The sequence below is a fragment of the Bacteroides sp. 519 genome, from assembly GCF_010500955.1.
Lineage (GTDB): Bacteria > Bacteroidota > Bacteroidia > Bacteroidales > Bacteroidaceae > Bacteroides.
The window spans coordinates 87724-109169 of record NZ_QVMJ01000011.1 but is presented as its reverse complement, the minus strand read 5'-3'; the positions used below and the strand labels follow the sequence as shown (position 1 = coordinate 109169).

Genomic DNA, 21446 nt, shown 5'->3' with positions numbered 1-21446 from the left:
ACTCAAAACTTATAATTCAAAACTCAAATTATGGATCCAATTTATTTAACCATCCTATTGATAGCAGGTGGTATTATCCTTATCGCTATCTTCTTTCATTATGTGCCTTTCTTCCTGTGGCTATCGGCCAAGGTTTCGGGTGTGCGTATTTCGCTGGTGCAACTGTTCTTGATGCGCATTCGTAATGTACCTCCTTATATTATAGTACCTGCAATGATCGAAGCACACAAAGCCGGATTGAGCAATATTACCCGCGACGAGCTGGAAGCTCACTTCCTTGCTGGCGGTCATGTAGAAAAAGTAGTGCATGCTTTGGTATCTGCTTCAAAAGCAAATATAGAACTATCATTCCAAATGGCTACTGCCATCGACCTTGCTGGTCGTGATGTGTTCGAAGCTGTACAAATGTCGGTAAACCCTAAAGTAATTGATACACCTCCGGTTGCAGCTATGGCAAAAGATGGTATTCAGCTTATTGCAAAAGCCCGTGTAACAGTTCGTGCTAACATCCGCCAGTTGGTTGGGGGTGCTGGTGAAGATACAATCCTGGCCCGTATTGGCGAAGGTATCGTTTCTTCTATTGGTTCTGCCGAAAGCCACAAGGCTGTTCTTGAGAATCCCGATTCAATATCCAAACTGGTTCTTCGCAAAGGACTTGATGCCGGCACTGCTTTCGAAATCCTTTCTATTGATATTGCCGATATCGACGTAGGTAAAAACATTGGTGCAGTATTACAAATGGATCAGGCCAATGCCGATAAAAACATTGCTCAGGCTAAAGCCGAAGAACGCCGCGCTATGGCTGTTGCTTCCGAACAGGAAATGAAAGCCAAGGCTCAGGAAGCCCGTGCAAAAGTAATTGAAGCCGAAGCCGAAGTTCCTAAAGCAATGGCCGAAGCATTCCGCAACGGTAATCTGGGAATTATGGACTATTATCGCATGAAGAATATTGAAGCAGATACTTCTATGCGTGAGAATATTGCAAAACCCAATCCGGGTGCTTCTAAACCACTGGGATAAATGAAAAAGTATTTTCCACCCTCCGAACTAATCATCAATGATGATGGTTCGGTATTCCACCTCCATATCAAGCCCGAGCAACTAGCCGATAAAGTTATTCTTGTTGGCGATCCGGGTCGTGTTCCATTGGTAGCTGCTCATTTCGAGAACAAAGAGTTCGATATTGAAAGCCGCGAATTCAGGAGTAGCACCGGTACATACAAAGGAAAACGTATTACCGTACTGTCTACAGGAATAGGATGCGATAATATTGACATTGTAATGAACGAACTGGATGCTCTAGCCAATATTGACTTTACTACTCGTACCGAGAAAGAAAACTTCCGCCAGTTGCAGTTAGTTAGAATCGGAACCTGTGGAGGCTTGCAGCCCAATACTCCGGTTGGAACATTTATCTGTTCGCGTAAATCAGTTGGGTTCGATGGTTTGTTGAACTTCTATGCCGGACGCAACGAGGTATGCGACTTGGAATTCGAAAAAGCATTCCTTGCTCACCTGCAATGGACAGGCAATACTGGCTCTCCCGGTTTGTATGTAATTGATGCCGACGAAGAACTGTGCAACCGCATTGCCAGTGAAGATATGGTGTCGGGTGTAACCATCTCAGCCAACGGGTTCTTCGCTCCCCAAGGCCGAGAGTTGCGTATACCGCTAGCCGATCCGAAACAAAACGATAAGATCGAGTCTTTCGAATATCAGGGTCATAGAATAACCAACTTCGAAATGGAAAGCTCGGCAATAGCCGGATTAAGCAAAATGATGGGGCATAAAGCCACAACCGTTTGCATGGTAATTGCTAATCGGCTGATTAAAGAAGCTAATACCGGTTATCGCAATACTATTGATAACCTTATTCAGTTGGTGCTTGAAAGAATTTAAATAGAATTTAGAAGTAAGGAGTAAGAAGTAAGAATCTATGCAGCATTGTTATTCTTACTCCTTACTCCTTAATTCTTACTCCTTACTAATTAATGCATTCATTCGTAGCCATAGATTTTGAAACTGCAACAGGCGAGATGCACAGTGCTTGTGCCGTTGGTATTGTTACAGTAACCAACGGCGAAATAACTGACGAGTACTATAGCCTTATTCAACCGCACGATAACCTGTACTCATGGCAGAACATTTCCGTACATGGCATTACCCCGGATATGACCGAGTCACTTCCTGGGTTTTATGCAATCTACCCTGAAGTAAAGAAACGACTGGAAGGCAAAATAGTTGTAGCTCATAACGAGGCATTCGATAGGGCTGTGTTGAAAGAGACCATGCGTATGTACCGTTTGGACTATGATGAATTAATGCTTTCTAATCCCTGGGAATGTACTTTACGCATTTACCGCTCGCTGGGATACAGACCCGCATCATTGGATGCCTGTTGCGCACGCGAAGACATTGCACTTGTACACCACGAGGCTTTATCGGATGCCCGTGGGTGTGCGTTGCTGTATTTGAAATACCTAAAAAAAACGTTGTACCCACTTTTCGACTTTTAGGTTTACGTTGCCGAATGGACTTAAAACTCATTACTCAAAACTCAAATAAATGGACGCATTATCTCTTTATGAATTAAATATCCTTGTCCGGAAAACATTAACACAGGCTTTCCCGGATGAATATTGGGTACAGGCAGAGTTAAGCGATGTTCGCATAACCGCAAACGGGCATTGTTATCTGGAGTTTATTCAGAAAGACGCTCAAAAAAATACATTTATAGCCAAAGCGCGGGGTGTTATCTGGGCAAATGTTTTCAGATTGATTAAACCTTATTTTGAAAGCACAACCGGTCAGTCCTTTGTTTCTGGTATAAAAGTATTGGTAAAAGTGCGGGTAGAGTTTCACGAACTGTATGGCTACAGCCTTACTGTGTCCGATATTGATCCTACGTACACCATAGGCGATATGGCACGTCGACGTATAGAAATACTCCGCCAACTGGAAAAAGAAGGTATATTAAATTTGAATAAAGAGCTCGAAACACCCGAGTTGCCCCAACGTATCGCTGTAATCTCATCGGCCACAGCTGCTGGCTACCACGACTTTAAGCATCAGTTGGAAACCAACAGCAAAGGTTATTATTTCTATACGGAATTGTTTCCGGCCATCATGCAGGGCGATCAGGTAGAGGCTTCTATCTGTGAAGCCCTTCAAAAAATAATATCCCGCATCAATGAGTTTGATGTGGTAGTGATTATCCGCGGTGGAGGGTCGACTTCCGATTTATCCGGATTCGATAGATACACCCTTGCTGCAGCTTGTGCTCAGTTTCCACTTCCCATTATCACCGGTATTGGCCACGAACGCGACGATACGGTTTTAGACTCAGTGGCACATATACGGGTAAAAACGCCTACTGCTGCTGCCGGCTTTCTTATTAATAAAATAGATCAGGCTGCTACCCGCTTGAACAATTTAGTCTCCCGGTTAGCAATAGCCGTAAATAACCGGTTGTCGCAAGAAAACTTTAAGTTATTAAATAAAAGAACCAGCTTGTTCAGGGGAGTAGATAACATTCTGTTGCATAACCATCATAAGCTGAAGTTATTGAGTCAACTAGTGAAGGATGCGTCGCCTCAAAAAATATTAAGCAAAGGATATAGCTTAACATTGAAGAATGGAAAGATGGTAACAGATGCATCGCAAGTTAACAAAGGAGATGAAATAGTTACCCGTTTAGCAAACAGTAGTATCACCAGTATAATAACCCAATAGATATGGATATCGAAAATTTAACTTACAAGCAGGCAATGACACTATTGGATGAAATAATTTTCAATGTGGAGAATAACAAATACGAGATTGATGAAATAGATAAAAAGCTCAAAGAGGCTCAACAACTAATTGATCATTGCAACGAGATATTAGAAGCTATTGGGAAATTTAGAAAAGGAATGGAAGAGTAAGATTGAAAATTCTTTCCAACAAGCGCCTTGTTGTTTAGTTATTTTGCACCTGCCAAAGACTTCAAATATCGCAATTTTGCTCACCTTACCACCCGCTGTAAGCGCTACAGGGCCGATTTTATAGCTCATTTTCAAAATGCTGCATTTCGAAAGTGTGAAATGCTGCATTTTGAAATGACGATTTGCAGCATAAGGAAATGGTAAATATTTGTGGATGGATAAAAGTAGACATAAATAAAACCAGGAAAAGGCAGTAATGCTCCTCCTGGTTTTAAGCAATTCTTTATGTTCTGGGAGCTGCAACAGTTCTGGGTGCTGCAATAGTTCTAGGAGCATCAATAGGCTCAACAGTTCTTCCGAAGTTGAAGCATACAAGAGCCCCAATTAACAAGACTTTTAGTGTTGTTTTCATCTTTTCTGTGTTTTAAAAGTTAATAATAGAAATATTTAAAAGCGCGTGCATCAAAACACACTGTTTTTTCGCCATTTTTTTCAGTAATTATTTCCTGTAAGATATAATTGCCATAATCGTCGTATTGAATTTTTCCAGTTGTTTCACTTATCTTTTTTCCATCAATATAATATGTAAAATCATACTCCATCGAATTCATTATTGCATCATAATAATAATTGTAAGAGTACGTTTTTGTTTTATTTTCTTTTAATAATTTGTTTGTTTTCTTTCCATAACGATTTGATTCATCGTATTCTTCATAAACGGTGTATTCCAACAGATTAAATCGCTTATCATATTTACTTTCTTTAATTATATTGTTGTTGCTATCATATTCTACTATTGCCACATTAAAAAATAATTCGTCTCTTTGCAACTTTCTATAACCCTTAACTCGTCTAAACAACAAAGAAGAAACATAATTTTAAAAACTATGAAACGAATTTTATTTTTGCTCTTTGCAGCCTTAGCTCTAAACCTAACAATGGTAGCCCAGGAATCAACGAAGATTACCGAGTGGGAAGATACAGCTGAATCTACAACAGACGAAAGCTCCGATAACCAGCATTCTTCCGACTGGTTCGATTTTGACGGAGGTAGCTTTATGGGACCAACCGTAGCTATTGTAGCAATTACATTTGCTTTTCCGATAGTCATTGTTTTTATTGCCTTCTATTTTCAATATCGAAACAGAAAAGCACGGTACAGACTGATAGAACAGGCTATTGCAGCCGGCCAGCCGATACCGGAGGAATTTCTTAAAGCCAAAAATGAAAACAATACGTTATCCAAAGGTATTCAGAATATCTTTGTAGGTCTTGGACTGTTTATCTTTCTTTGGGCCATAACAACCAGCTTTGCCATTGGCACTATAGGGTTGCTCATTATGTTCTCGGGGTTTGCGCAGGTTATAATCTATTACGCTAACAAAGATAGATGAGCCAACTCAGTGACATATCACTCGTAGCCCAGATTGTAGTATTTAACAACACCAGGGCTTTTGATCAGTTGGTGAAAAAATATCAATCTTCTATCCGGCGTTTCTTTCTGAATCAAACATGCGGAGACAGCGAATTAAGCGATGATCTGGCACAAGATACCTTCATAAAAGCCTATACCAACATTGCTTCATTTAAAAACCTCTCTAGCTTCTCAACATGGTTATACAGAATTGCGTATAATATTTTTTATGACTATATTCGCAGCCGAAAAGAAACAACCGACTTAGATAGCCGAGAGATTGATAATGTGCATTATACCGAACAGGATAATTTTAGTCAGCAAACGGATATCTACCAGTCTATGAAGATGCTAAAAGACATTGAACGTACCTGCATAACGCTTTTTTATATGGAAGATCAAAGCATTGATAAAATTGCAGGAATAACAGGATGCCCCGTTGGCACAGTGAAGTCGCACTTGTCGCGAGGAAAAGAAAAATTAGCAAAATACTTAAAACAAAATGGTTATGACAGAGATAGACGATAAATTACTAACACAATTTTTCGATGAGCAGAAGCAGAACATAGCCGATAATGGTTTCTCTACTCGTGTAATGCGTGGGTTACCCAATCGTTCAAGTAAACTTTACTCAATCATCGTTTCTTTTGTTGCAGTTTTATCTGTAATACTTTTCTTTGTGTTCGATGGCATTCATGCTATTCTATCAACACTTCGCGAAGTTTTTGTTACAGTAGTACAAAACAGTGCTGCCAACATAGACCTAAGAACGTTAGCTATTGCCGGTGCGGTACTTCTTTTCTATGGAGTACGCAAAATTTATACAATGGAGTGAAACATTTAAGAAAAAACCTATTTTTATTTTCATTATTATTGGCTCTGGCCGGAGTTTCTTCGACCGCCCAAAATGTTGCAAGTGATTCAACAGTACTTCGGTATCTCACTGAAGCCAATATCCCTATTACCTATAATAACAGAGTAAAGCTTCTTCCAAGCGGAACAATGAAGTTTAACGATATGTTTGCCCAGCTTAAAAAAGCAAAGCATCATATACACATGGAATACTTTAACTTCCGTAACGACTCTATAGCAAACCTTTTGTTTACCATTCTGGCCGAGAAAGCCAGAGAAGGGGTAGAAATACGACTTATATTCGATGCCTTTGGAAACTCTTCGAACAACCAACCGCTAAAGAACCATCATTTAAAAAAGATTCGTAGTACAGGCATCGAAATAGAAAAGTTCGACCCCATACGGTTTCCTTATTTAAACCACATATTTCATCGCGACCACCGCAAAATAGTAGTTATCGACGGTAAAACAGCCTACACCGGCGGTATGAATGTTGCCGATTATTACATTAACGGTTTACCCGAAATTGGTGCATGGAGAGATATGCACATGCACATAACCGGCAACTCGGTTTACGATTTGCAGGATATCTTTCTTCTTACATGGAACAAAACCACCAAAGAGAACATCAAGGGCAATCAATATTATCCCGAACCCGATAGCCTTGGCAATAAAGCGGTTGCCATAGTAGACCGTGCCCCCAAAGTATCGCCTAAGCAGTTGCGCCGTACTTTTGTGAAATCCATAAATGCAGCAGCCGAAAGAGTACAGATTGTTAATCCCTATTTTGTACCTACACGCTCTGTTAAAAAGGCCATAAAGAATGCCCTCAAACGGGGGATAGATGTAGAGATAATGATCTCTGCCAAATCCGATATTGGTTTTACACCGGATGCTTCTCATTATGTATCGCATCAGCTAATGAAAAAGGGAGCCGATATATATATGTACAACACAGGCTTCCACCATTCTAAAATAATGATGATCGACAGTTTGTTCTGTACAGTTGGTTCGGCCAATCTCGACAGTCGCAGCCTGCGGTACGATTACGAAACCAATGCTTTTATCTTTGATAAAGAAATAACCCACGAACTGATGGATATATTCGAAGCCGATAAAGCGGATAGCACCATCATGACCGAAGAAAACTGGAAAGAGCGTTCGCGGTGGAAAAGATTTGTTGGGTGGTTTGCACATCTGTTTACTCCGTTCTTATAGTTTATATTTAAAACGCAGATTAACACGGATTCCCGCAGATTATTTTATTTATTTAATCTGCGGGAATCTGCGTTAATATGCGTTTCAAAAATAAATCGTAAATTTGTATTTTCAATTAAGAACATCAATCAATGAAACAATATTTAAACCTGTTAGATAGAGTCCTCAAAGAAGGTTCGGCAAAGGAAGACCGTACCGGAACCGGAACTATCAGTGTTTTTGGCCATCAGATGAGATTTAACCTGGAAGAGGGATTTCCTTGTCTTACCACTAAGAAGCTACATCTCAAATCTATAATCCACGAACTGCTGTGGTTTTTGAAAGGAGACACCAATACAAAGTATTTGCAGGATAACGGAGTACGTATCTGGAACGAGTGGGCCGACGAGAATGGTGATCTGGGACATATTTATGGTTACCAATGGCGTTCGTGGCCCGATTATCAGGGAGGGCACATTGATCAGATTACCGAAGTGGTAAATACAATCAAAAACAATCCCGACTCTCGCCGGATGCTTGTTAGTGCCTGGAATGTAGCCGATATAAATAACATGAACCTCCCACCCTGCCACATACTGTTTCAGTTCTATGTTGCCGATGGCAAACTGAGTTTGCAACTTTATCAGCGCAGTGCAGATATCTTTCTGGGAGTGCCTTTCAATATTGCATCGTATGCCCTGTTATTGCAAATGATGGCACAGGTTACAGGTCTTAAAGCCGGCGATTTTGTTCATACACTGGGCGATGCACATGTTTACAACAATCATCTGGAACAGGTTAAGCTGCAATTAAGCCGCAAACCCAAGAAACTACCTCAAATGATTATTAACCCGGATATTAAAAACATTTTTGATTTTAAATTTGAGGATTTTGAACTCGTTAACTACGAACCACACCCCCATATAGCAGGAAAAGTATCTGTGTAAACAGATACTTTCCTTCAATCAGAGGGAATTTCCTCTCCCTATTTATTAACCTCATCTTCCGTATCTATATTAATCGGCATCTGCCTCTTAATAGCTTCATTAAAGGAAATTAAGGTCTCGGTACGCGACAATCCCAAAGGCTGAAGTTTATCATGTATGATACTCAGCAAATGATTATTATTCTTCGCATATATCTTAATAAACATATCATATTTACCTGTGGTAAAATGACATTCTACTACTTCGGGTATATTTTTAAGTGCTGTCAATACGTTATCAAAAGCCTCAGGGTCTTTCAGATAGATACCAATATAAGCACAAGTTTCATAACCAACTTTCTCAGGATCAATAATATATTCGGATCCTTTTAATATACCAAGGTTAGTTAGTTTTTGTATACGTTGATGTATGGCTGCTCCTGAAACATTGCACGCCCTCGCTACTTCCAAAAAAGGAATACGGGCATTTTCAGCAACCATTTTCAAAATTTGTTCGTCTAAAGCATCAAGTTGATGATATCCCATCTTATCTGTAAGTGTTAGTATTCTGCTACAAAGTTAAAGAAAAGAACCGAAAAATAATAATATTTATAAGTTATATATACAGAAACAAAACAGATAAATCGTTTTTAGTTCCTACCTTTGTCAATGCAAAACGATAAAATAATGTACCATGAAGCATCAAATCTTATCTCTTCTTCTCCTGGTAATTACTAACCTGAGCGTTCAGGCACAGAATTTCAATGATTCTTTTACCAGCAAAACATTGCGTGTTGATTACATTTTTTCTGGAAACGCAACCTCACAAAACATATTCCTTGAAGGATTAGCCGAGTTACCAACATGGGCCGGCCGACGTCATCATCTGAATGAGCTTCCATTGAAAGGAAACGGAGAAATTGTTATGCGCAACTTAGCAAACAAAGAATGTATTTATCGCACATCATTCTCGTCCTTGTTCCAGGAATGGATATTAACGGAAGAGGCTCAAAGTGTTTCCAAAGCTTTCGAAAACACCTTCCTCCTACCCTACCCCTTGCATCCTGTTGAGGTTGAAATTACCCTTTACGATAATTTGCAGCAACCAACGGCTACTACAACACATATTGTTCGGCCAGATGATATTCTGATTCATAAAAAGGGCTACTCCAACATCACACCACACAACTATCTGGTAAAGAGCGGTACCGAAGAAAACTGCATAGATGTAGTTATCCTTGCCGAAGGTTATACTACAGAGGAAATGGATATCTTCCGGAACGATGCTTTGATTGCCACAGAAAGCCTTTTCGGCCACGAGCCATTCAGGGCTATGCGGAATCGCTTCAATATCATTGCTGTTGAGTCTCCTTCGTGCGATAGCGGTGTAAGCATTCCCGGACAAAATGTATGGAAACAAACTGCTTTCGGATCGCACTTCGACACATTCTATTCAGAGAGATACCTAACTACCGCTCGCGTTAAGGATATCCATGATGCATTGGCAGGGATTCCTTATGAGCATATTATTATACTGGCAAATACAGAGCAATATGGTGGTGGCGGTATATATAACTCATATACGCTTACAACCACTCATAATCCGATGTTCAGGCCTGTGATTGTTCACGAATTCGGGCATAGCTTCGGCGGCTTGGCAGATGAGTACTTCTATGAAGATCAAGACCCTACTGCCATGGCTTACCCGTACGAAGTTGAGCCATGGGAACAAAACATAACCACATTTGTTGATTTTAAAAGTAAGTGGGAGGATATGTTACAACCGGGCACTCCTATTCCAACTCCCGAAGCGAAAAAGGATAAATACGCTGTTGGTGTGTACGAAGGTGGCGGGTATGCTACAAAAGGAGTATTTCGTCCGGCAGACGATTGCAGGATGCGAACCAACTCGTACCCTGCATTCTGCCCTGTATGCCAACGTGCATTAGAGCAAATCATTAATTTTTATACAGTAAAATAAAGATGGAGATTCAACGTATTAAAACCGATACTGAGTTGTACGATTACATGGAGAATTTATTAATCAATTCATTCCCAGAAGAGGAATATCGTGAACTCAGTGATTTAAAAGAATATACCGATCATAAACCTATATTTTTCAATAACATTATATTGAATGAGGGAAAACCTGTAGGCTTTATCACTTATTGGGACCTGGATTCGTTTTACTACATAGAGCACTTTGCTATTGATCCTAATCAACGTAATGGAGGTTACGGACAAAAACTGCTGAACTATTTATCCGGAATCCTCGACCGCCCAATGGTACTCGAGGTTGAGCTTCCTACAACCGAAATGGCTCAACGCCGCATTAATTTCTATAAAAGGCAAGGCTTTGAACTTTGGTCTAACGAGTACTTTCAGCCGCCTTACAAAATTGGTTTTACCAATTTACCAATGCTTATAATGGTAAAGAACGGCTTGAATAGCGATAAAGACTTTGAGGCCGTAAAAAGTAAAATCCACAAGGTTATCTACAATTACGAATGAGTACAACAGACAATACAAACAAAGGGCATCCCATTACGGAATGCCCTTTATTTATATTAGATTCACTTTTACTGACGAAGATTCGCAGAATAGTTTATCTTTAATGCATACGATTGACGAAGTGCTTGTTTGATATCGGTTACGATACCCATCTTCGTATCTTGGTCAACTTTCAATGACACTGTCATTTGTTGTGCATCTTCTTCGGTCATGCTTGCTCTTTCCTGAAAGATGTAATCTTGAATCTCAGAAACTTCAGCAAAAGCATCATTCAGCTGGATACGGCTTTCTGTTCCCATTGCTTTACGGAACTCAGTCATTGGTTTTCCAACATAAATGAATGTTACTAAAGACTTCTTTTCAAGCTTTTCAAGTTCTGAAGCAACCGGAATCCTAAACTCTACCTTAAGTGTTACTTCGCGCATTGTTGTTACAATCATAAAGAAGAACAGCAAGGTAAAAATAAGGTCAGGTAAAGAAGACGTATTCAATTGGGGCATTTCACGTTTGCCCGTTTTACTAAATTTTGCCATTATTTTTTCTTCTCCCCGTAGTTTTTAGGTTCAGCTTCAGAAATTCTCTGTGGATAGATATCACGAATTGCTTTTTGTTGTTCTTCATTTAAAGCAACGTAATCCTGTCCCCATTTTTTCTGAGCTACTTCGTTACGTAATTCATTATATGCGGCAACCAATTCATTTTGCACACTGATATATGCCTGATATGAAGTTCCACGGTCGTTCATTAACGAAATAACGTGCTGATCGGTTACCTCCATAGAACCAAAGTATGGAATATCCTTTGCTTTCTTTTCGGGTAATTTATCATCGTTATAAGGGTTTGAAACAAACTCTTTCACACGCTTTCTCAAATCAGATACCTGAATATAATCGTCACCTACCATTAACTGGTCGTCTTTGTTTAAAAACACAACCAACAAATTTCGTTTCTTTATATCCATTACAGGTTTATTATCGTCCTGTTGTGGTGGTTCGGGCAAACGTCTTGCCAAACCACGGTCGGTATCCATCGATGTGGTTACCAGGAAGAATATCAGAATGATAAAAGCGATATCTGCCGTAGAACTTGAGTTTATTTCAGGTACTTTTCTATTTCCCATCTTAATTCAATTTTAATTAAATTGAGTATTACTCAATGTTTTACGATAAGATTTTCTTTATACTACTAAATATCATTGCAACAATGGCTGCTCCAATAAGGAAATACATAGAGTATAAGAACATATCACTTAATTTCAACCAGAAAGGTACATTTTCAGAACCTGTATATCCGGTAATAGTTAATGTTTCATCACTACCCATTGCCCATGCAATAATCAGCACTAGTGCAAACAGGAGTACGCCTCCTAAAGATTTCAAAGCAGCAACCGGATTGTCTTTCAAAGCAGCACCAAACTGGAACACTGCTGCAATAATAGCAGCTAGAACTGTTATTCCAAACAAGCCATATATCAGATACAACAATGAATCTGTATATGCAGGGTTAGACATGCCTGGTACTATAGCTGTGGCCATTTCGCCACCAAAATAGAATAAGCAAAGTACTACTACAATTACAGCAAAAATAGCATATAATACGTAATACGATACTTTATATGTTAACTTACTCATTGTTTATCTTATTTTTTAAATTTCAGATCGTATTTAATCACCATGTCAAGCAAAGTAACAGAAGAGTCTTCCATTTCGCTAGTCAAAGATTCGATTTTAGAAAGGATGTAGTTGTAGAACAACTGAAGGATAAGTGCAGCGATCAAACCGAAGATAGTTGTGATCAAAGCCACTTTCATACCACCAGCTACAACTGTTGGAGAGATATCACCTACTGCTTGAATGTTATCGAACGCCATAACCATACCGATTACAGTTCCCAAGAATCCTAATGAAGGAGCCATTGCGATAAACAGTGTAATCCATGAACATCCTTTTTCAAGGTATCCGGCTTGTACACCACCGTAAGAAACAACTGATTTTTCAACAACATCAACACCTTGGTCTAATCTCAATAAACCTTGGTAGTAGATTGATGCTACTGGGCCTCGTGTGTTACGAGCCAACTCTTTTGCTGCTTCAACGTCACCTTTTTCAAGACAAGCTTCAATGTTAGTAATGAATTTCTTCACATTGATTTCAGCCAAACTCAAATAGATAATTCTCTCGATACAGAATGCAAGTCCAATAACCAAAGCGATAGCTACCAAACTCATGAAAGAAGCAGTACCTTCGATGAATTTTACTTTAAGCTCTTTGTGAATACCACCTTCGCCGGCAGCTTGTTCTGTTTGAGCTGCAGCAGCTTCTTGAGCTTGAGCTAATTCAGCCGAGCCAAAAATAAGGACTCCCATTAAAGCAACAATTGCAAATAACTTTTTCATTGTGTGTCTAATTTTTTAAGATTAATTAATTAATTGATTATACTTATTATTTTAGTTATCTTTTTCGCGGAGAGAGCGGGATTCGAACCCGCGATACACTTTTGGCGTATACACGCTTTCCAGGCGTGCCTCTTCAACCACTCGAGCATCTCTCCAATAGATGTTTTGCTTTAAATCGGGCGCAAATTACAAAAAAAATGCGAACCGCAAGCGATTTCGGGTACAAATGTATCCTTTTTTTTCTTGTTCCGTAGCATTATCTCTTTTTTATAATCAATAAATGGGCAAAATTAATAAACTTTAAAACCTAATTGCTATTTATCGCAAGCCTCTCAAACACCTTTAGTGTGTTCTTTGAAGTAATGTTTGCTATTTCATCGGGTGTTTTAAGATAAACACCGGCCAATTTTAACAGGGTGTATTTAAGATAAGCGCTTTCATTTCTTTTACCTCTGTAGGGCACCGGGGTTAAGTATGGCGCATCGGTTTCGAGTATAATTCTATCCAAAGGTACTGTTTGTAATACGGTTGAAAGTGTTGAATTCTTGAATGTTACAACCCCATTTATTCCTAACATAAAGTTGGTAAATTCCATTAGTTTTAAGGCTTCGTGGCTGGTACCTGTAAAGCTGTGAAAAACTCCTTTTAGTGAGGTTTCTTTATAGGGAAGCATGGTAGTATATAACAAATCGAAAGCCTCCCGGCTATGGATTACCAACGGTAGGTTATAGTTTAATGCCAACCGGATTTGATAGTCGAATGCTTCTACTTGTTCCTTTATGTAGGTTTTGTCCCAATACAAATCGAGCCCTACTTCGCCTACTGCTATAAATTGGTTCGATTCTTTTAAATGCTGCTCTACTATTGCAAGTTCTTGTTTATAGGTATTGTTTACAGAGGTGGGGTGTAGTCCCATCATCGGATAGCAATATTCTTTATATGCATCTGTAACCTTTAGCATATCGGCAATGGTTGTACTGTCAATATTAGGCATCAGGATATGTGAAATGCCCGCTTGTTGGGCATTTCTGATTACTATTGGCAAGTCTTCCGTAAATTCTTCTAAATAAAGGTGTGAATGGGAGTCAATATAATCCATTTGATAAATTCATTTTTCGCTTTTCGTTTGCCCGATAATAATAAATCACTCCATATTCCCGGCATTTGTCTAATCTTACTTCGTTAGGCTCTATATCTTCAAATTTCTTTTCAATCTGATTCCATAAACCCAGTATTAACTCATCGGCAACCGGGCGCATTTCGGCCAGGCGTTCAAGACTTCTGCTTGTTATGGATTGAAGATTTTTTTGTCGATGATAGCCTTCCATAAATATATCATAGTGAACTTTTACTTTGGCAATGGCTGGGTTATAAATGGGTGTACCGCCATGCGAAATTCGTTTTTGTTCGCCTGCAATTATCTTTTCTCCCCATTCGGCAATGGCCGATTCGGTCATTAAATCGGGCACATTATAATTATCCAGAGGTAGTCCATACCATTCTTTATACGATACTTTGATTTCCGATCGTTGCACAGCCATGTTTAACACTTGAATAAAATGAGACACATAAAGCCGTGCCATTTTAACGTTAGGCTGATGCTGTTTGCTTGATTGAGCTTGATTATCAAAACATTGTTTATAATAACTTTGGGCCAGTACAAATTTGCGTAAGAAGTTTCTGGCATCTGAAAGGCTTGCTAAAGATATTACTAAATTATGGATATCATAATCTGCACCTTTTTCAACAGCCTGTGTCAAAGCCCTGATTCGCGCTTGATCGGTGTTAGGTAATCGTCTGTATGGCATTCTATTTCTCTCTGTACATTAAATCGTTTATCAAGTTTTTCATTTCTTGTTTTCTGTCATCATCCACAGATACTCTCTCAAATATATCCATGGCAACATTATAATAACCCAGAATACTGTTTTCGCAAACAGTTTTTACATCGAGTTGATTATAAATACTAATAACAGCCGAAATTTTTGCTTCCGGGTTTGTGGTTGGTTGATATATCCATTGATTTAGTTCCTGTTTTTGCTTTTCGTTTGCAAGCTGGAATGCTTTAATCAGCAAATAAGTTTTTTTATTTGCCAGGATATCACCTCCTATATTTTTTCCAAAGATAGCAGGATCTCCGTAAATATCCAAATAATCATCTTTTAATTGAAATGCCAGGCCTATATTTATGCCAAAATCGTACAGTAGTTCTGCATCTTTTTCGGAGGCGTCGGCTTGTATTGCACCCATCTTCATGCTTGCTGCCAGCAGTACTGCTGTTTTAAGCCGAATCATTTCCAGGTATTCTTCTTCGGCTACATCGTTGCGTTTTTCAAAATTGATATCAAACTGCTGTCCTTCGCAAATCTCTAATGCGGTAGAGTTGAATATATCCCACATTTTGCTTTGGTGTTTAACCGATTTTGCCATGTATTGATATGCTAAAACAAACATTGCGTCGCCTGATAAGATAGCGGTATTATCGTCCCAGAGTTTGTGCACTGTTTTTTTTCCTCTTCGCATATCGGCCTTATCCATCAAATCATCGTGCAACAATGTATAGTTGTGAAATATTTCGATACCGGCAGCTGGTGCTAAAACTGTTTGCACATCATCTTTATACAGATTATAGGCCATCAGCATCAACAATGGCCGAATTCTTTTTCCTCCAAGAGACAGTATGTACTCTATCGGTTTGTAAAGTTCTTCGGGGTGTCGTAAAACTGGTAATTCGGCAACATACTTGTTAATCTCATTTTGCATTTGATTGGCAGTAAACATTTTCTTAATGGATTAAAGAAAAAAAAGGCTGCCTTTTGGCAACCTTTCTTTTCGTTGTTATAACTTAAATTATTGTAATCTAAATTGTACTGGCACTGTATATTTTACACGTACCGATTTTCCTCTTTGTTGTCCGGGGTTCCATTTTGGCATGGCAGATATTACGCGAAGCGCTTCTTTATCCAAATATGGGTCTACACTACGTACAACTACCGGGTCAACTACCGAACCGTCTCTATTCACAACAAACTGAATAATAACACGTCCTTGTGTTCCGTTTTCCTGAGCAATAGTAGGGTATTTGATGTTTTTATTAAGATATTGCATCAAAGCAGCCTGTCCACCTGGGAATTCGGGCATTTTTTCTACAATCTCAAAGATAGTTTCTTCTACTACTTCTTCTTCTTGTTCAACAACAACAGGTACGTATTTAATTTCTACTTTCTGTCCTGTGTCTTCCGAAGAAGCAATTTCTGTATCGGCTACTTCAACATCATCTTCTACCACTTCTAGAAGTTCGGGTGCTGCCGGAACTTCGGGTGGGGGGGGCGGTTTTACCTCTTCTATTTGGGTAATTGGGATAATCTCTTCTTCAAACGTAACGTCGACTAATGCCTGGCTTGTATCAATTACTTTATCACGTTCAGTCCACTCGAACGCCACAAACATAATTGAAAGCACGATAACATAGCCTAGCAGCATCCATGTAGACTTTTTGCCTTCCAGATCTGCTTTAGGTGATTTTTTTACTTCCATAATGTAATTTAATTAATAAATTTAAGTGTTTCTCACTCGAGGGCAAATATAATACTTTTTGCAATATCTTGCATTATTTCCTGTTTTTTTTTGAAGAAATAGAATCGTATTTTGCTTTTTTAAACATTTACGCGCATTCGGAGGCTATATAGCTCAAGGGGGCAATGCTATATAGATCAAGGGGTCCGTGCTATATAGATCGAAGGGTCAATGCTATATAGCTTCGCTCCTTCAGGCTATATAGTAGTTAGTAGTTAGTAGTAAGTAGTAAGTAGTAAGTAGCTAGTAGTAAGTAGCTAGTAGTAAGTAGTAAGAATCCATGCGGCATCGTACTAGCTACTAACTACTAGCTACTAACTACTGATAATGGTTCCCTTGTATCAACAATTAACAACCAATTAACAATCAGGATACCCACAAGGGGTATCCCTACAGGGTTCATCCGGTTCATCCCTTCGCGCTTTCACGCCTTCGCGCTTTTGCCCTTTCATCCCTTCGCGCTTTCGTGCCTTCACACTTTCGCGCCTTTACATCATCATCAACAGCAGCAGTTTCTTTTTCTTCTTTTTCTTCTTTTTCTTCTGATGTTTTCTTTTCTCTTCTTTTCTCTTCTTTTCTTTTGTTATAGGGTTGCTATAACAAGCGTTGCAACAGGATTTCTCTTTTCTCTCGATGAATTGGCACTTTTTTGCATTGCACAGATTAAAGTTCAAGAAGTATTTATTCACTTTTATGCAGCAACTCTGCAACGAAAACACTTTTTTTAATTCATAAATCACTATTTTTATTTAAGTTTGTCTCTCAATTACATGTAAAAACAATCCGGAAATGAAAAAAATAACGATTGCAATAGATGGATTTTCGTCTAGTGGTAAAAGCACAATGGCAAAAGACCTTGCAAAAGAAATCGGTTATATCTATATTGATAGTGGTGCAATGTATCGTGCTGTAACATTGTATTGTTTGCAAAACAAACTTATTGAAGGGAATAAGATCAATGAGGAAGAACTGAAAAAAAGAATTGCCGACATTCAGATTAACTTCAAGTTAGATCCATCAACAATGCGGCCTGTTACTTATTTAAATGGAGAGAATGTTGAAAATGAAATCCGCAGAATGGAGGTTTCTTCTAAAGTAAGTTTTGTTAGTGCCATTCCTTTTGTGCGCCAGGCAATGGTGGCTCAGCAGCAGGCAATGGGAAAAGAAAAAGGCATTGTAATGGATGGGCGCGATATTGGTACTGTTGTTTTTCCGGATGCGGAATTAAAGATTTTTGTTACTGCATCGCCCGAAACCCGCGCACAAAGAAGATACGAAGAGCTCAAAGCTAAAGGCGAAGAGGTTGATTATGAAGAGATTCTTAAAAATGTGAAGGAACGGGATTATATAGATCAGAACCGGGATGTAGCCCCGCTTCGGCAAGCCGATGATGCCATTTTGTTAGATAATGGTACAATGAGTCTTGAAGAACAAAAACAATGGTTGCTTGAAAAAGTAATGAGTTTTGAGTTATGAGTTTTGAGTAACCATGCGGCATCGTAACTCAAAACTCACTACTCACTACTCACTACTCATAACTCACTCAAATGATCGAAATTGACGAAGGATCCGGATTCTGCTTTGGGGTAGTAAATGCTATTAAAAAAGCAGAGGAAGAATTGGCAAAAGGCAATAAGCTATATTGTCTGGGCGATATTGTGCACAACAGCAAGGAGGTTGAAAGGCTCAAAGCAATGGGGCTTATCACGATTAACCATGACGAATTCAAAAATTTGCATCATGCAAAAGTTTTGCTTCGGGCGCATGGCGAACCACCAGAAACGTATGCCATTGCTCAACAAAACAATATTGAAATAATTGATGCTACCTGCCCTGTTGTTTTGCAATTACAAAAGAAGATTAAACAGGAATATGACAAGCAAGAGTCTACCGAAAAACAGATTGTTATTTATGGTAAGAAAGGCCATGCCGAAGTACTTGGACTGGTAGGACAAACGGAATCTAAAGCTATCATTATTGAAAGTATTGAAGACGTTGACAAGCTCGACTTCAACAAAAGCATCCGTTTATATTCGCAAACAACCAAATCGCTCGATGAGTTTAAGGAGATTGTGCTGTGTAGCATGGAAAGAATATCTCCCAATGCTACTTTTGAGTATTACGATACCATCTGCCGGCAGGTTGCCAACCGTATACCAAACTTGCACAAGTTTGCATCATCGCACGATTTAATTTTCTTTGTTAGCGGTAAAAAGAGCTCGAACGGGAAAATGCTTTTTAAAGAATGTCTTAAGGTAAACCCCAACTCACACCTTATAGATAATAAAAACGAAATAAATGATTCTTTATTGGCTAATGCCCATTCTATTGGGATTTGTGGAGCAACATCTACCCCTAAATGGCTAATGGAAGAGGTTTATAATTATCTTTTAGAATTAAGAAGTAAGGAGTAAGAATGCTTTTTAGCCTGCATTATTCATACTCGTCTGGTTCGATTAGTATTTCACCACAGAGTTCACAGAGTTACACAGAGTTTTAAACCTCCATGCGGCATCGTATTTAAAACTCTGTGTAACTCTGTGAACTCTGTGGTGAAATCGTACAATTCTTACTACTGTCTACTCAATTCTCAATTCTTAATTTTATCTTTGCACCGTTTAATCAATAAAAGATTGTTTTATGGGACAAGTTAAGTGTATTGGTATCTTAACGTCGGGGGGTGATGCTCCCGGAATGAACGCGGCTATACGTGCGGTAACACGCTCGGCTATTTATAACGGACTTCAGGTTAAAGGTATATACAGAGGATATAAAGGGCTTATCACCGATGAGATTGTTGAGTTCAAATCGCAGAATGTTAGTAACATCATTCAGTTGGGTGGTACTATTCTGAAAACTGCCCGCTCGAAAGAGTTTTTGACTCCCGAAGGACGACAAACGGCATACGAAACCATGAAAAGGCATGGTATTGATGCCTTGGTTGTTATTGGTGGCGATGGTTCGTTAACCGGTGCACGGGTTTTTGCACAAGAGTTTAATATTCCTTGTGTAGGGCTACCGGGAACTATTGATAATGATTTATATGGTACCGATACTACTATTGGGTATGATACAGCATTAAACACTATTCTGGATGCTGTAGATAAAATAAGAGATACTGCAACTTCGCACGAACGTTTGTTCTTTATTGAGGTTATGGGACGCGATGCCGGTTTCCTTGCTTTGAATGGCGCCATTGCGTCGGGAGCCGAAGCTGCCATTATTCCGGAATTCAGTACAGAAGTAGACCAACTGGAAGAGTTTATTAAAAGCGGTTTCCGTAAATCAAAAAACAGTAGTATTGTTATTGTTGCCGAAAGCGAATTAACCGGAGGTGCCATGCATTATGCCGAACGCGTAAAGAACGAATATCCCGAATATGATGTTCGCGTTTCTATCCTTGGACACTTACAGCGTGGCGGAAGCCCTACTGCTCACGATAGAATTCTGGCAAGCCGTCTGGGTGCAGCCGCTATTGATGCCATTATGGAAGATCAACGAAATGTTATGATTGGCATTGAAAACGATCAGATTGTATATGTTCCCTTCTCTAAAGCAATAAAGAACGATAAACCAATTAACAAAGAATTGGTGAATGTGTTAAGGCAACTTTCTATTTAGAAGAATTAAGAATTAAGGAGTAAGGAGTAAGAATCCATGCGGCATCGCATTCTTACTTCATTTAATTGGAATAGAATTAAGGAGTTAAGGAGTAAGAATCCATGCGGCATCGCATTCTTACTTCATTTAATTGGAATAGAATTAAGGAGTTAAGGAGTAAGAATCCATGCGGCATCGCATTCTTACTTCTTAACTCCTTAATTCTTAATTCTATTCTTTATTTTTTATAATACTTCAGCGCCTCCGGCATTAGCTCCTGCAATTTCTTGATGCGTGTGGCATCCGAAGGGTGAGTACTTAAAAATTCGGGTGTTTTGCTTCCGGCTGCTTGCATGCGTTGCCAAAAAGGGATGGCTGCTTGCGGATCGTATCCTGCCATTGCAGTAAATACAAGTCCCATGTGATCGGCCTCGTTCTCGTTTAAGCGAGAATAGGGTAAAACTACTCCTACCTGAGAGCCCAAACCATACACTTGTTGTGCCAATGTTTGAGTCAGCTCCGATTTATTTTGCAACAATACTCCCAAAGCAGTTCCACCGTAACTAAGCAACATTTGCTGACTGATCCGTTCGGATGAATGTTTGGCTACAGCATGAGCTACTTCATGCCCCAATACTACGGCCAACCCGCTTTCGTCTTTGGTGTAAGGTAATATACCTTCGTTTACCACAATCTTTCCACCTGGCATACAAAAAGCATTGGGGGTGGCATCTTGCACTAAATGAAATTCCCAAGCAAACTGATCGACAGCACTGGCCCGACCGTTTTCTTTCAGATATGTTTCAACTGCACTGGCTATATTCCGCCCCACGCGCACAACCATTGCTGTGTTAGCTGCATTGGTCGAAGCTTTAGCGGTTTTCATATAGTCGGTAAAACTTTGATTACTCAAGCTCATCACTTCTTCGTCCGATACCAAGCTTAGTTGGCGACGTCCTGTAACGGCTACAGTACTACAGCTGCTTATTGCAACAACAAAAAGAATTAATCCTGATAAATGTTTAAGTGTTTTCATACTTACAAAAAATATTT

27 protein-coding genes and 1 tRNA gene are annotated in these 21446 nt (G+C 39.3%); 15 read left to right on the top strand and 13 right to left on the bottom strand.

Going from position 1 to position 21446, the window contains the following annotated elements:
• Window positions 1-30: 30 nt before the first annotated feature.
• The 5 genes from floA (at window position 31) to D0T85_RS11300 (ending at window position 3923) form a co-directional block, all read left to right on the top strand.
• Window positions 31-1020, top strand: coding sequence for a flotillin-like protein FloA (gene floA / locus D0T85_RS11320; protein WP_163213337.1), 990 nt, complete (start codon window positions 31-33; stop codon window positions 1018-1020).
• Complete coding sequence (locus D0T85_RS11315) at window positions 1021-1899, top strand: nucleoside phosphorylase (RefSeq protein ID WP_163213335.1); 879 nt, start codon at window positions 1021-1023, stop codon at window positions 1897-1899. It begins immediately after the preceding gene.
• Window positions 1900-1991: 92 nt separating this feature from the next.
• Window positions 1992-2516 (top strand): 3'-5' exonuclease, encoded by a 525-nt coding sequence (locus D0T85_RS11310; protein WP_163213333.1) that lies wholly within the window; start codon window positions 1992-1994, stop codon window positions 2514-2516.
• Between the two features lie 49 nt (window positions 2517-2565).
• A complete protein-coding gene (xseA, locus tag D0T85_RS11305) occupies window positions 2566-3732 on the top strand; it encodes an exodeoxyribonuclease VII large subunit (protein WP_163213331.1) in 1167 nt (388 codons plus the stop codon).
• Between the two features lie 2 nt (window positions 3733-3734).
• Entirely contained in the window at window positions 3735-3923 is a 189-nt protein-coding gene (locus tag D0T85_RS11300; RefSeq protein ID WP_163213329.1) for an exodeoxyribonuclease VII small subunit, read from the top strand.
• Between the two features lie 283 nt (window positions 3924-4206).
• Here D0T85_RS11300 and D0T85_RS23060 read toward each other — a convergent pair whose 3' ends face one another.
• Both D0T85_RS23060 and D0T85_RS11295 read right to left on the bottom strand, forming a co-directional pair.
• Window positions 4207-4335, bottom strand: coding sequence for a hypothetical protein (locus D0T85_RS23060; RefSeq protein WP_255495697.1), 129 nt, complete (start codon window positions 4333-4335; stop codon window positions 4207-4209).
• 19 nt (window positions 4336-4354) lie between these two features.
• Window positions 4355-4726 (bottom strand): hypothetical protein, encoded by a 372-nt coding sequence (locus tag D0T85_RS11295; protein ID WP_163213327.1) that lies wholly within the window; start codon window positions 4724-4726, stop codon window positions 4355-4357.
• A gap of 84 nt (window positions 4727-4810) precedes the next feature.
• On the opposite strand from D0T85_RS11295, the gene D0T85_RS11290 reads away from it, so the two are divergent.
• The 5 genes from D0T85_RS11290 to D0T85_RS11270 all read left to right on the top strand — a co-directional run bounded on the left by D0T85_RS11290 (window position 4811) and on the right by D0T85_RS11270 (window position 8333).
• Entirely contained in the window at window positions 4811-5317 is a 507-nt protein-coding gene (locus tag D0T85_RS11290; protein ID WP_163213325.1) for a DUF6249 domain-containing protein, read from the top strand.
• Window positions 5314-5865, top strand: a complete 552-nt coding sequence (locus tag D0T85_RS11285) for an RNA polymerase sigma factor (RefSeq protein ID WP_163213323.1) — start codon at window positions 5314-5316, stop codon at window positions 5863-5865. Before D0T85_RS11290 ends, D0T85_RS11285 begins: the two co-directional genes overlap by 4 nt.
• Window positions 5846-6172, top strand: a complete 327-nt coding sequence (locus D0T85_RS11280) for a DUF5056 domain-containing protein (RefSeq protein WP_163213321.1) — start codon at window positions 5846-5848, stop codon at window positions 6170-6172. The genes D0T85_RS11285 and D0T85_RS11280 overlap by 20 nt, the downstream gene beginning before the upstream one ends.
• Entirely contained in the window at window positions 6169-7407 is a 1239-nt protein-coding gene (gene cls / locus D0T85_RS11275; protein WP_163213319.1) for a cardiolipin synthase, read from the top strand. The genes D0T85_RS11280 and cls overlap by 4 nt, the downstream gene beginning before the upstream one ends.
• A gap of 131 nt (window positions 7408-7538) precedes the next feature.
• The gene (locus tag D0T85_RS11270) at window positions 7539-8333 is read left to right on the top strand and encodes a thymidylate synthase (RefSeq protein WP_163213317.1); all 795 of its coding nucleotides are present in this window, start codon (window positions 7539-7541) and stop codon (window positions 8331-8333) included.
• A gap of 38 nt (window positions 8334-8371) precedes the next feature.
• Here D0T85_RS11270 and D0T85_RS11265 read toward each other — a convergent pair whose 3' ends face one another.
• A complete protein-coding gene (locus D0T85_RS11265; RefSeq protein ID WP_163213315.1) occupies window positions 8372-8857 on the bottom strand; it encodes an Lrp/AsnC family transcriptional regulator in 486 nt (161 codons plus the stop codon).
• A 148-nt stretch (window positions 8858-9005) separates the two neighbouring features.
• Between D0T85_RS11265 and D0T85_RS11260 the strand changes: the two genes are divergently transcribed.
• Together D0T85_RS11260 and D0T85_RS11255 are read left to right on the top strand one after the other, a co-directional pair.
• Window positions 9006-10292 carry an IgA Peptidase M64 gene (locus D0T85_RS11260; RefSeq protein WP_163213313.1) on the top strand — a complete coding sequence of 429 codons (1287 nt, stop codon included), beginning with the start codon at window positions 9006-9008 and terminating at the stop codon, window positions 10290-10292.
• Window positions 10293-10294: 2 nt separating this feature from the next.
• Window positions 10295-10822 (top strand): GNAT family N-acetyltransferase, encoded by a 528-nt coding sequence (locus D0T85_RS11255; RefSeq protein ID WP_163213311.1) that lies wholly within the window; start codon window positions 10295-10297, stop codon window positions 10820-10822.
• Between the two features lie 68 nt (window positions 10823-10890).
• Here the strand turns inward: D0T85_RS11255 and D0T85_RS11250 are convergent, their stop codons facing one another.
• From D0T85_RS11250 to D0T85_RS11210, 9 genes are all read right to left on the bottom strand, one after another.
• On the bottom strand, window positions 10891-11355 hold the full coding sequence (locus D0T85_RS11250) for a biopolymer transporter ExbD (RefSeq protein ID WP_163213309.1): 465 nt from the start codon (window positions 11353-11355) through the stop codon (window positions 10891-10893).
• Window positions 11355-11948 (bottom strand): biopolymer transporter ExbD, encoded by a 594-nt coding sequence (locus D0T85_RS11245; protein WP_163213507.1) that lies wholly within the window; start codon window positions 11946-11948, stop codon window positions 11355-11357. The genes D0T85_RS11250 and D0T85_RS11245 overlap by 1 nt, the downstream gene beginning before the upstream one ends.
• A 34-nt stretch (window positions 11949-11982) precedes the next feature.
• A complete protein-coding gene (locus D0T85_RS11240; protein WP_163213307.1) occupies window positions 11983-12453 on the bottom strand; it encodes a hypothetical protein in 471 nt (156 codons plus the stop codon).
• An 8-nt stretch (window positions 12454-12461) separates the two neighbouring features.
• Window positions 12462-13217 (bottom strand): MotA/TolQ/ExbB proton channel family protein, encoded by a 756-nt coding sequence (locus tag D0T85_RS11235; protein ID WP_163213305.1) that lies wholly within the window; start codon window positions 13215-13217, stop codon window positions 12462-12464.
• 67 nt (window positions 13218-13284) lie between these two features.
• A tRNA-Ser gene (locus tag D0T85_RS11230) sits at window positions 13285-13372 on the bottom strand.
• A gap of 152 nt (window positions 13373-13524) precedes the next feature.
• A complete protein-coding gene (locus D0T85_RS11225) occupies window positions 13525-14316 on the bottom strand; it encodes a TatD family hydrolase (RefSeq protein WP_163213303.1) in 792 nt (263 codons plus the stop codon).
• Window positions 14303-15025, bottom strand: coding sequence for a hypothetical protein (locus D0T85_RS11220; protein WP_163213302.1), 723 nt, complete (start codon window positions 15023-15025; stop codon window positions 14303-14305). Before D0T85_RS11220 ends, D0T85_RS11225 begins: the two co-directional genes overlap by 14 nt.
• A gap of 1 nt (window position 15026) precedes the next feature.
• Window positions 15027-15998: a polyprenyl synthetase family protein gene (locus D0T85_RS11215; RefSeq protein WP_163213300.1), complete on the bottom strand. Its 972-nt coding sequence runs from the start codon at window positions 15996-15998 to the stop codon at window positions 15027-15029.
• A gap of 69 nt (window positions 15999-16067) precedes the next feature.
• Window positions 16068-16754, bottom strand: coding sequence for an energy transducer TonB (locus D0T85_RS11210; RefSeq protein WP_163213298.1), 687 nt, complete (start codon window positions 16752-16754; stop codon window positions 16068-16070).
• Window positions 16755-17582: 828 nt separating this feature from the next.
• On the opposite strand from D0T85_RS11210, the gene cmk reads away from it, so the two are divergent.
• The 3 genes from cmk to pfkA all read left to right on the top strand — a co-directional run bounded on the left by cmk (window position 17583) and on the right by pfkA (window position 20414).
• A complete protein-coding gene (gene cmk / locus D0T85_RS11205) occupies window positions 17583-18269 on the top strand; it encodes a (d)CMP kinase (RefSeq protein WP_163213296.1) in 687 nt (228 codons plus the stop codon).
• Between the two features lie 71 nt (window positions 18270-18340).
• Window positions 18341-19207, top strand: coding sequence for a 4-hydroxy-3-methylbut-2-enyl diphosphate reductase (locus tag D0T85_RS11200; protein ID WP_163213294.1), 867 nt, complete (start codon window positions 18341-18343; stop codon window positions 19205-19207).
• A gap of 226 nt (window positions 19208-19433) precedes the next feature.
• Window positions 19434-20414: a 6-phosphofructokinase gene (pfkA, locus tag D0T85_RS11195; RefSeq protein WP_163213292.1), complete on the top strand. Its 981-nt coding sequence runs from the start codon at window positions 19434-19436 to the stop codon at window positions 20412-20414.
• Window positions 20415-20631: 217 nt separating this feature from the next.
• Here the strand turns inward: pfkA and D0T85_RS11190 are convergent, their stop codons facing one another.
• The gene (locus tag D0T85_RS11190; RefSeq protein ID WP_163213290.1) at window positions 20632-21429 is read right to left on the bottom strand and encodes a M48 family metallopeptidase; all 798 of its coding nucleotides are present in this window, start codon (window positions 21427-21429) and stop codon (window positions 20632-20634) included.
• Between the last annotated feature and the right edge of the window lie 17 nt (window positions 21430-21446).

What these genes read in the sequence shown, in the direction of transcription:
- floA (WP_163213337.1), top strand. Translation starts at nt 31, where the DNA reads ATGGATCCAATTTATTTAACCATCCTATTGATAGCAGGTGGTATTATC.
- D0T85_RS11315 (WP_163213335.1), top strand. Translation starts at nt 1,021, where the DNA reads ATGAAAAAGTATTTTCCACCCTCCGAACTAATCATCAATGATGATGGT.
- D0T85_RS11310 (WP_163213333.1), top strand. Translation starts at nt 1,992, where the DNA reads ATGCATTCATTCGTAGCCATAGATTTTGAAACTGCAACAGGCGAGATG.
- xseA (WP_163213331.1), top strand. Translation starts at nt 2,566, where the DNA reads ATGGACGCATTATCTCTTTATGAATTAAATATCCTTGTCCGGAAAACA.
- D0T85_RS11300 (WP_163213329.1), top strand. Translation starts at nt 3,735, where the DNA reads ATGGATATCGAAAATTTAACTTACAAGCAGGCAATGACACTATTGGAT.
- D0T85_RS23060 (WP_255495697.1), bottom strand. Translation starts at nt 4,335, where the DNA reads ATGAAAACAACACTAAAAGTCTTGTTAATTGGGGCTCTTGTATGCTTC.
- D0T85_RS11290 (WP_163213325.1), top strand. Translation starts at nt 4,811, where the DNA reads ATGAAACGAATTTTATTTTTGCTCTTTGCAGCCTTAGCTCTAAACCTA.
- D0T85_RS11285 (WP_163213323.1), top strand. Translation starts at nt 5,314, where the DNA reads ATGAGCCAACTCAGTGACATATCACTCGTAGCCCAGATTGTAGTATTT.
- D0T85_RS11280 (WP_163213321.1), top strand. Translation starts at nt 5,846, where the DNA reads ATGACAGAGATAGACGATAAATTACTAACACAATTTTTCGATGAGCAG.
- D0T85_RS11270 (WP_163213317.1), top strand. Translation starts at nt 7,539, where the DNA reads ATGAAACAATATTTAAACCTGTTAGATAGAGTCCTCAAAGAAGGTTCG.
- D0T85_RS11265 (WP_163213315.1), bottom strand. Translation starts at nt 8,857, where the DNA reads ATGGGATATCATCAACTTGATGCTTTAGACGAACAAATTTTGAAAATG.
- D0T85_RS11260 (WP_163213313.1), top strand. Translation starts at nt 9,006, where the DNA reads ATGAAGCATCAAATCTTATCTCTTCTTCTCCTGGTAATTACTAACCTG.
- D0T85_RS11255 (WP_163213311.1), top strand. Translation starts at nt 10,295, where the DNA reads ATGGAGATTCAACGTATTAAAACCGATACTGAGTTGTACGATTACATG.
- D0T85_RS11250 (WP_163213309.1), bottom strand. Translation starts at nt 11,355, where the DNA reads ATGGCAAAATTTAGTAAAACGGGCAAACGTGAAATGCCCCAATTGAAT.
- D0T85_RS11240 (WP_163213307.1), bottom strand. Translation starts at nt 12,453, where the DNA reads ATGAGTAAGTTAACATATAAAGTATCGTATTACGTATTATATGCTATT.
- D0T85_RS11235 (WP_163213305.1), bottom strand. Translation starts at nt 13,217, where the DNA reads ATGAAAAAGTTATTTGCAATTGTTGCTTTAATGGGAGTCCTTATTTTT.
- D0T85_RS11225 (WP_163213303.1), bottom strand. Translation starts at nt 14,316, where the DNA reads ATGGATTATATTGACTCCCATTCACACCTTTATTTAGAAGAATTTACG.
- D0T85_RS11220 (WP_163213302.1), bottom strand. Translation starts at nt 15,025, where the DNA reads ATGCCATACAGACGATTACCTAACACCGATCAAGCGCGAATCAGGGCT.
- D0T85_RS11215 (WP_163213300.1), bottom strand. Translation starts at nt 15,998, where the DNA reads ATGTTTACTGCCAATCAAATGCAAAATGAGATTAACAAGTATGTTGCC.
- D0T85_RS11210 (WP_163213298.1), bottom strand. Translation starts at nt 16,754, where the DNA reads ATGGAAGTAAAAAAATCACCTAAAGCAGATCTGGAAGGCAAAAAGTCT.
- cmk (WP_163213296.1), top strand. Translation starts at nt 17,583, where the DNA reads ATGAAAAAAATAACGATTGCAATAGATGGATTTTCGTCTAGTGGTAAA.
- D0T85_RS11200 (WP_163213294.1), top strand. Translation starts at nt 18,341, where the DNA reads ATGATCGAAATTGACGAAGGATCCGGATTCTGCTTTGGGGTAGTAAAT.
- pfkA (WP_163213292.1), top strand. Translation starts at nt 19,434, where the DNA reads ATGGGACAAGTTAAGTGTATTGGTATCTTAACGTCGGGGGGTGATGCT.
- D0T85_RS11190 (WP_163213290.1), bottom strand. Translation starts at nt 21,429, where the DNA reads ATGAAAACACTTAAACATTTATCAGGATTAATTCTTTTTGTTGTTGCA.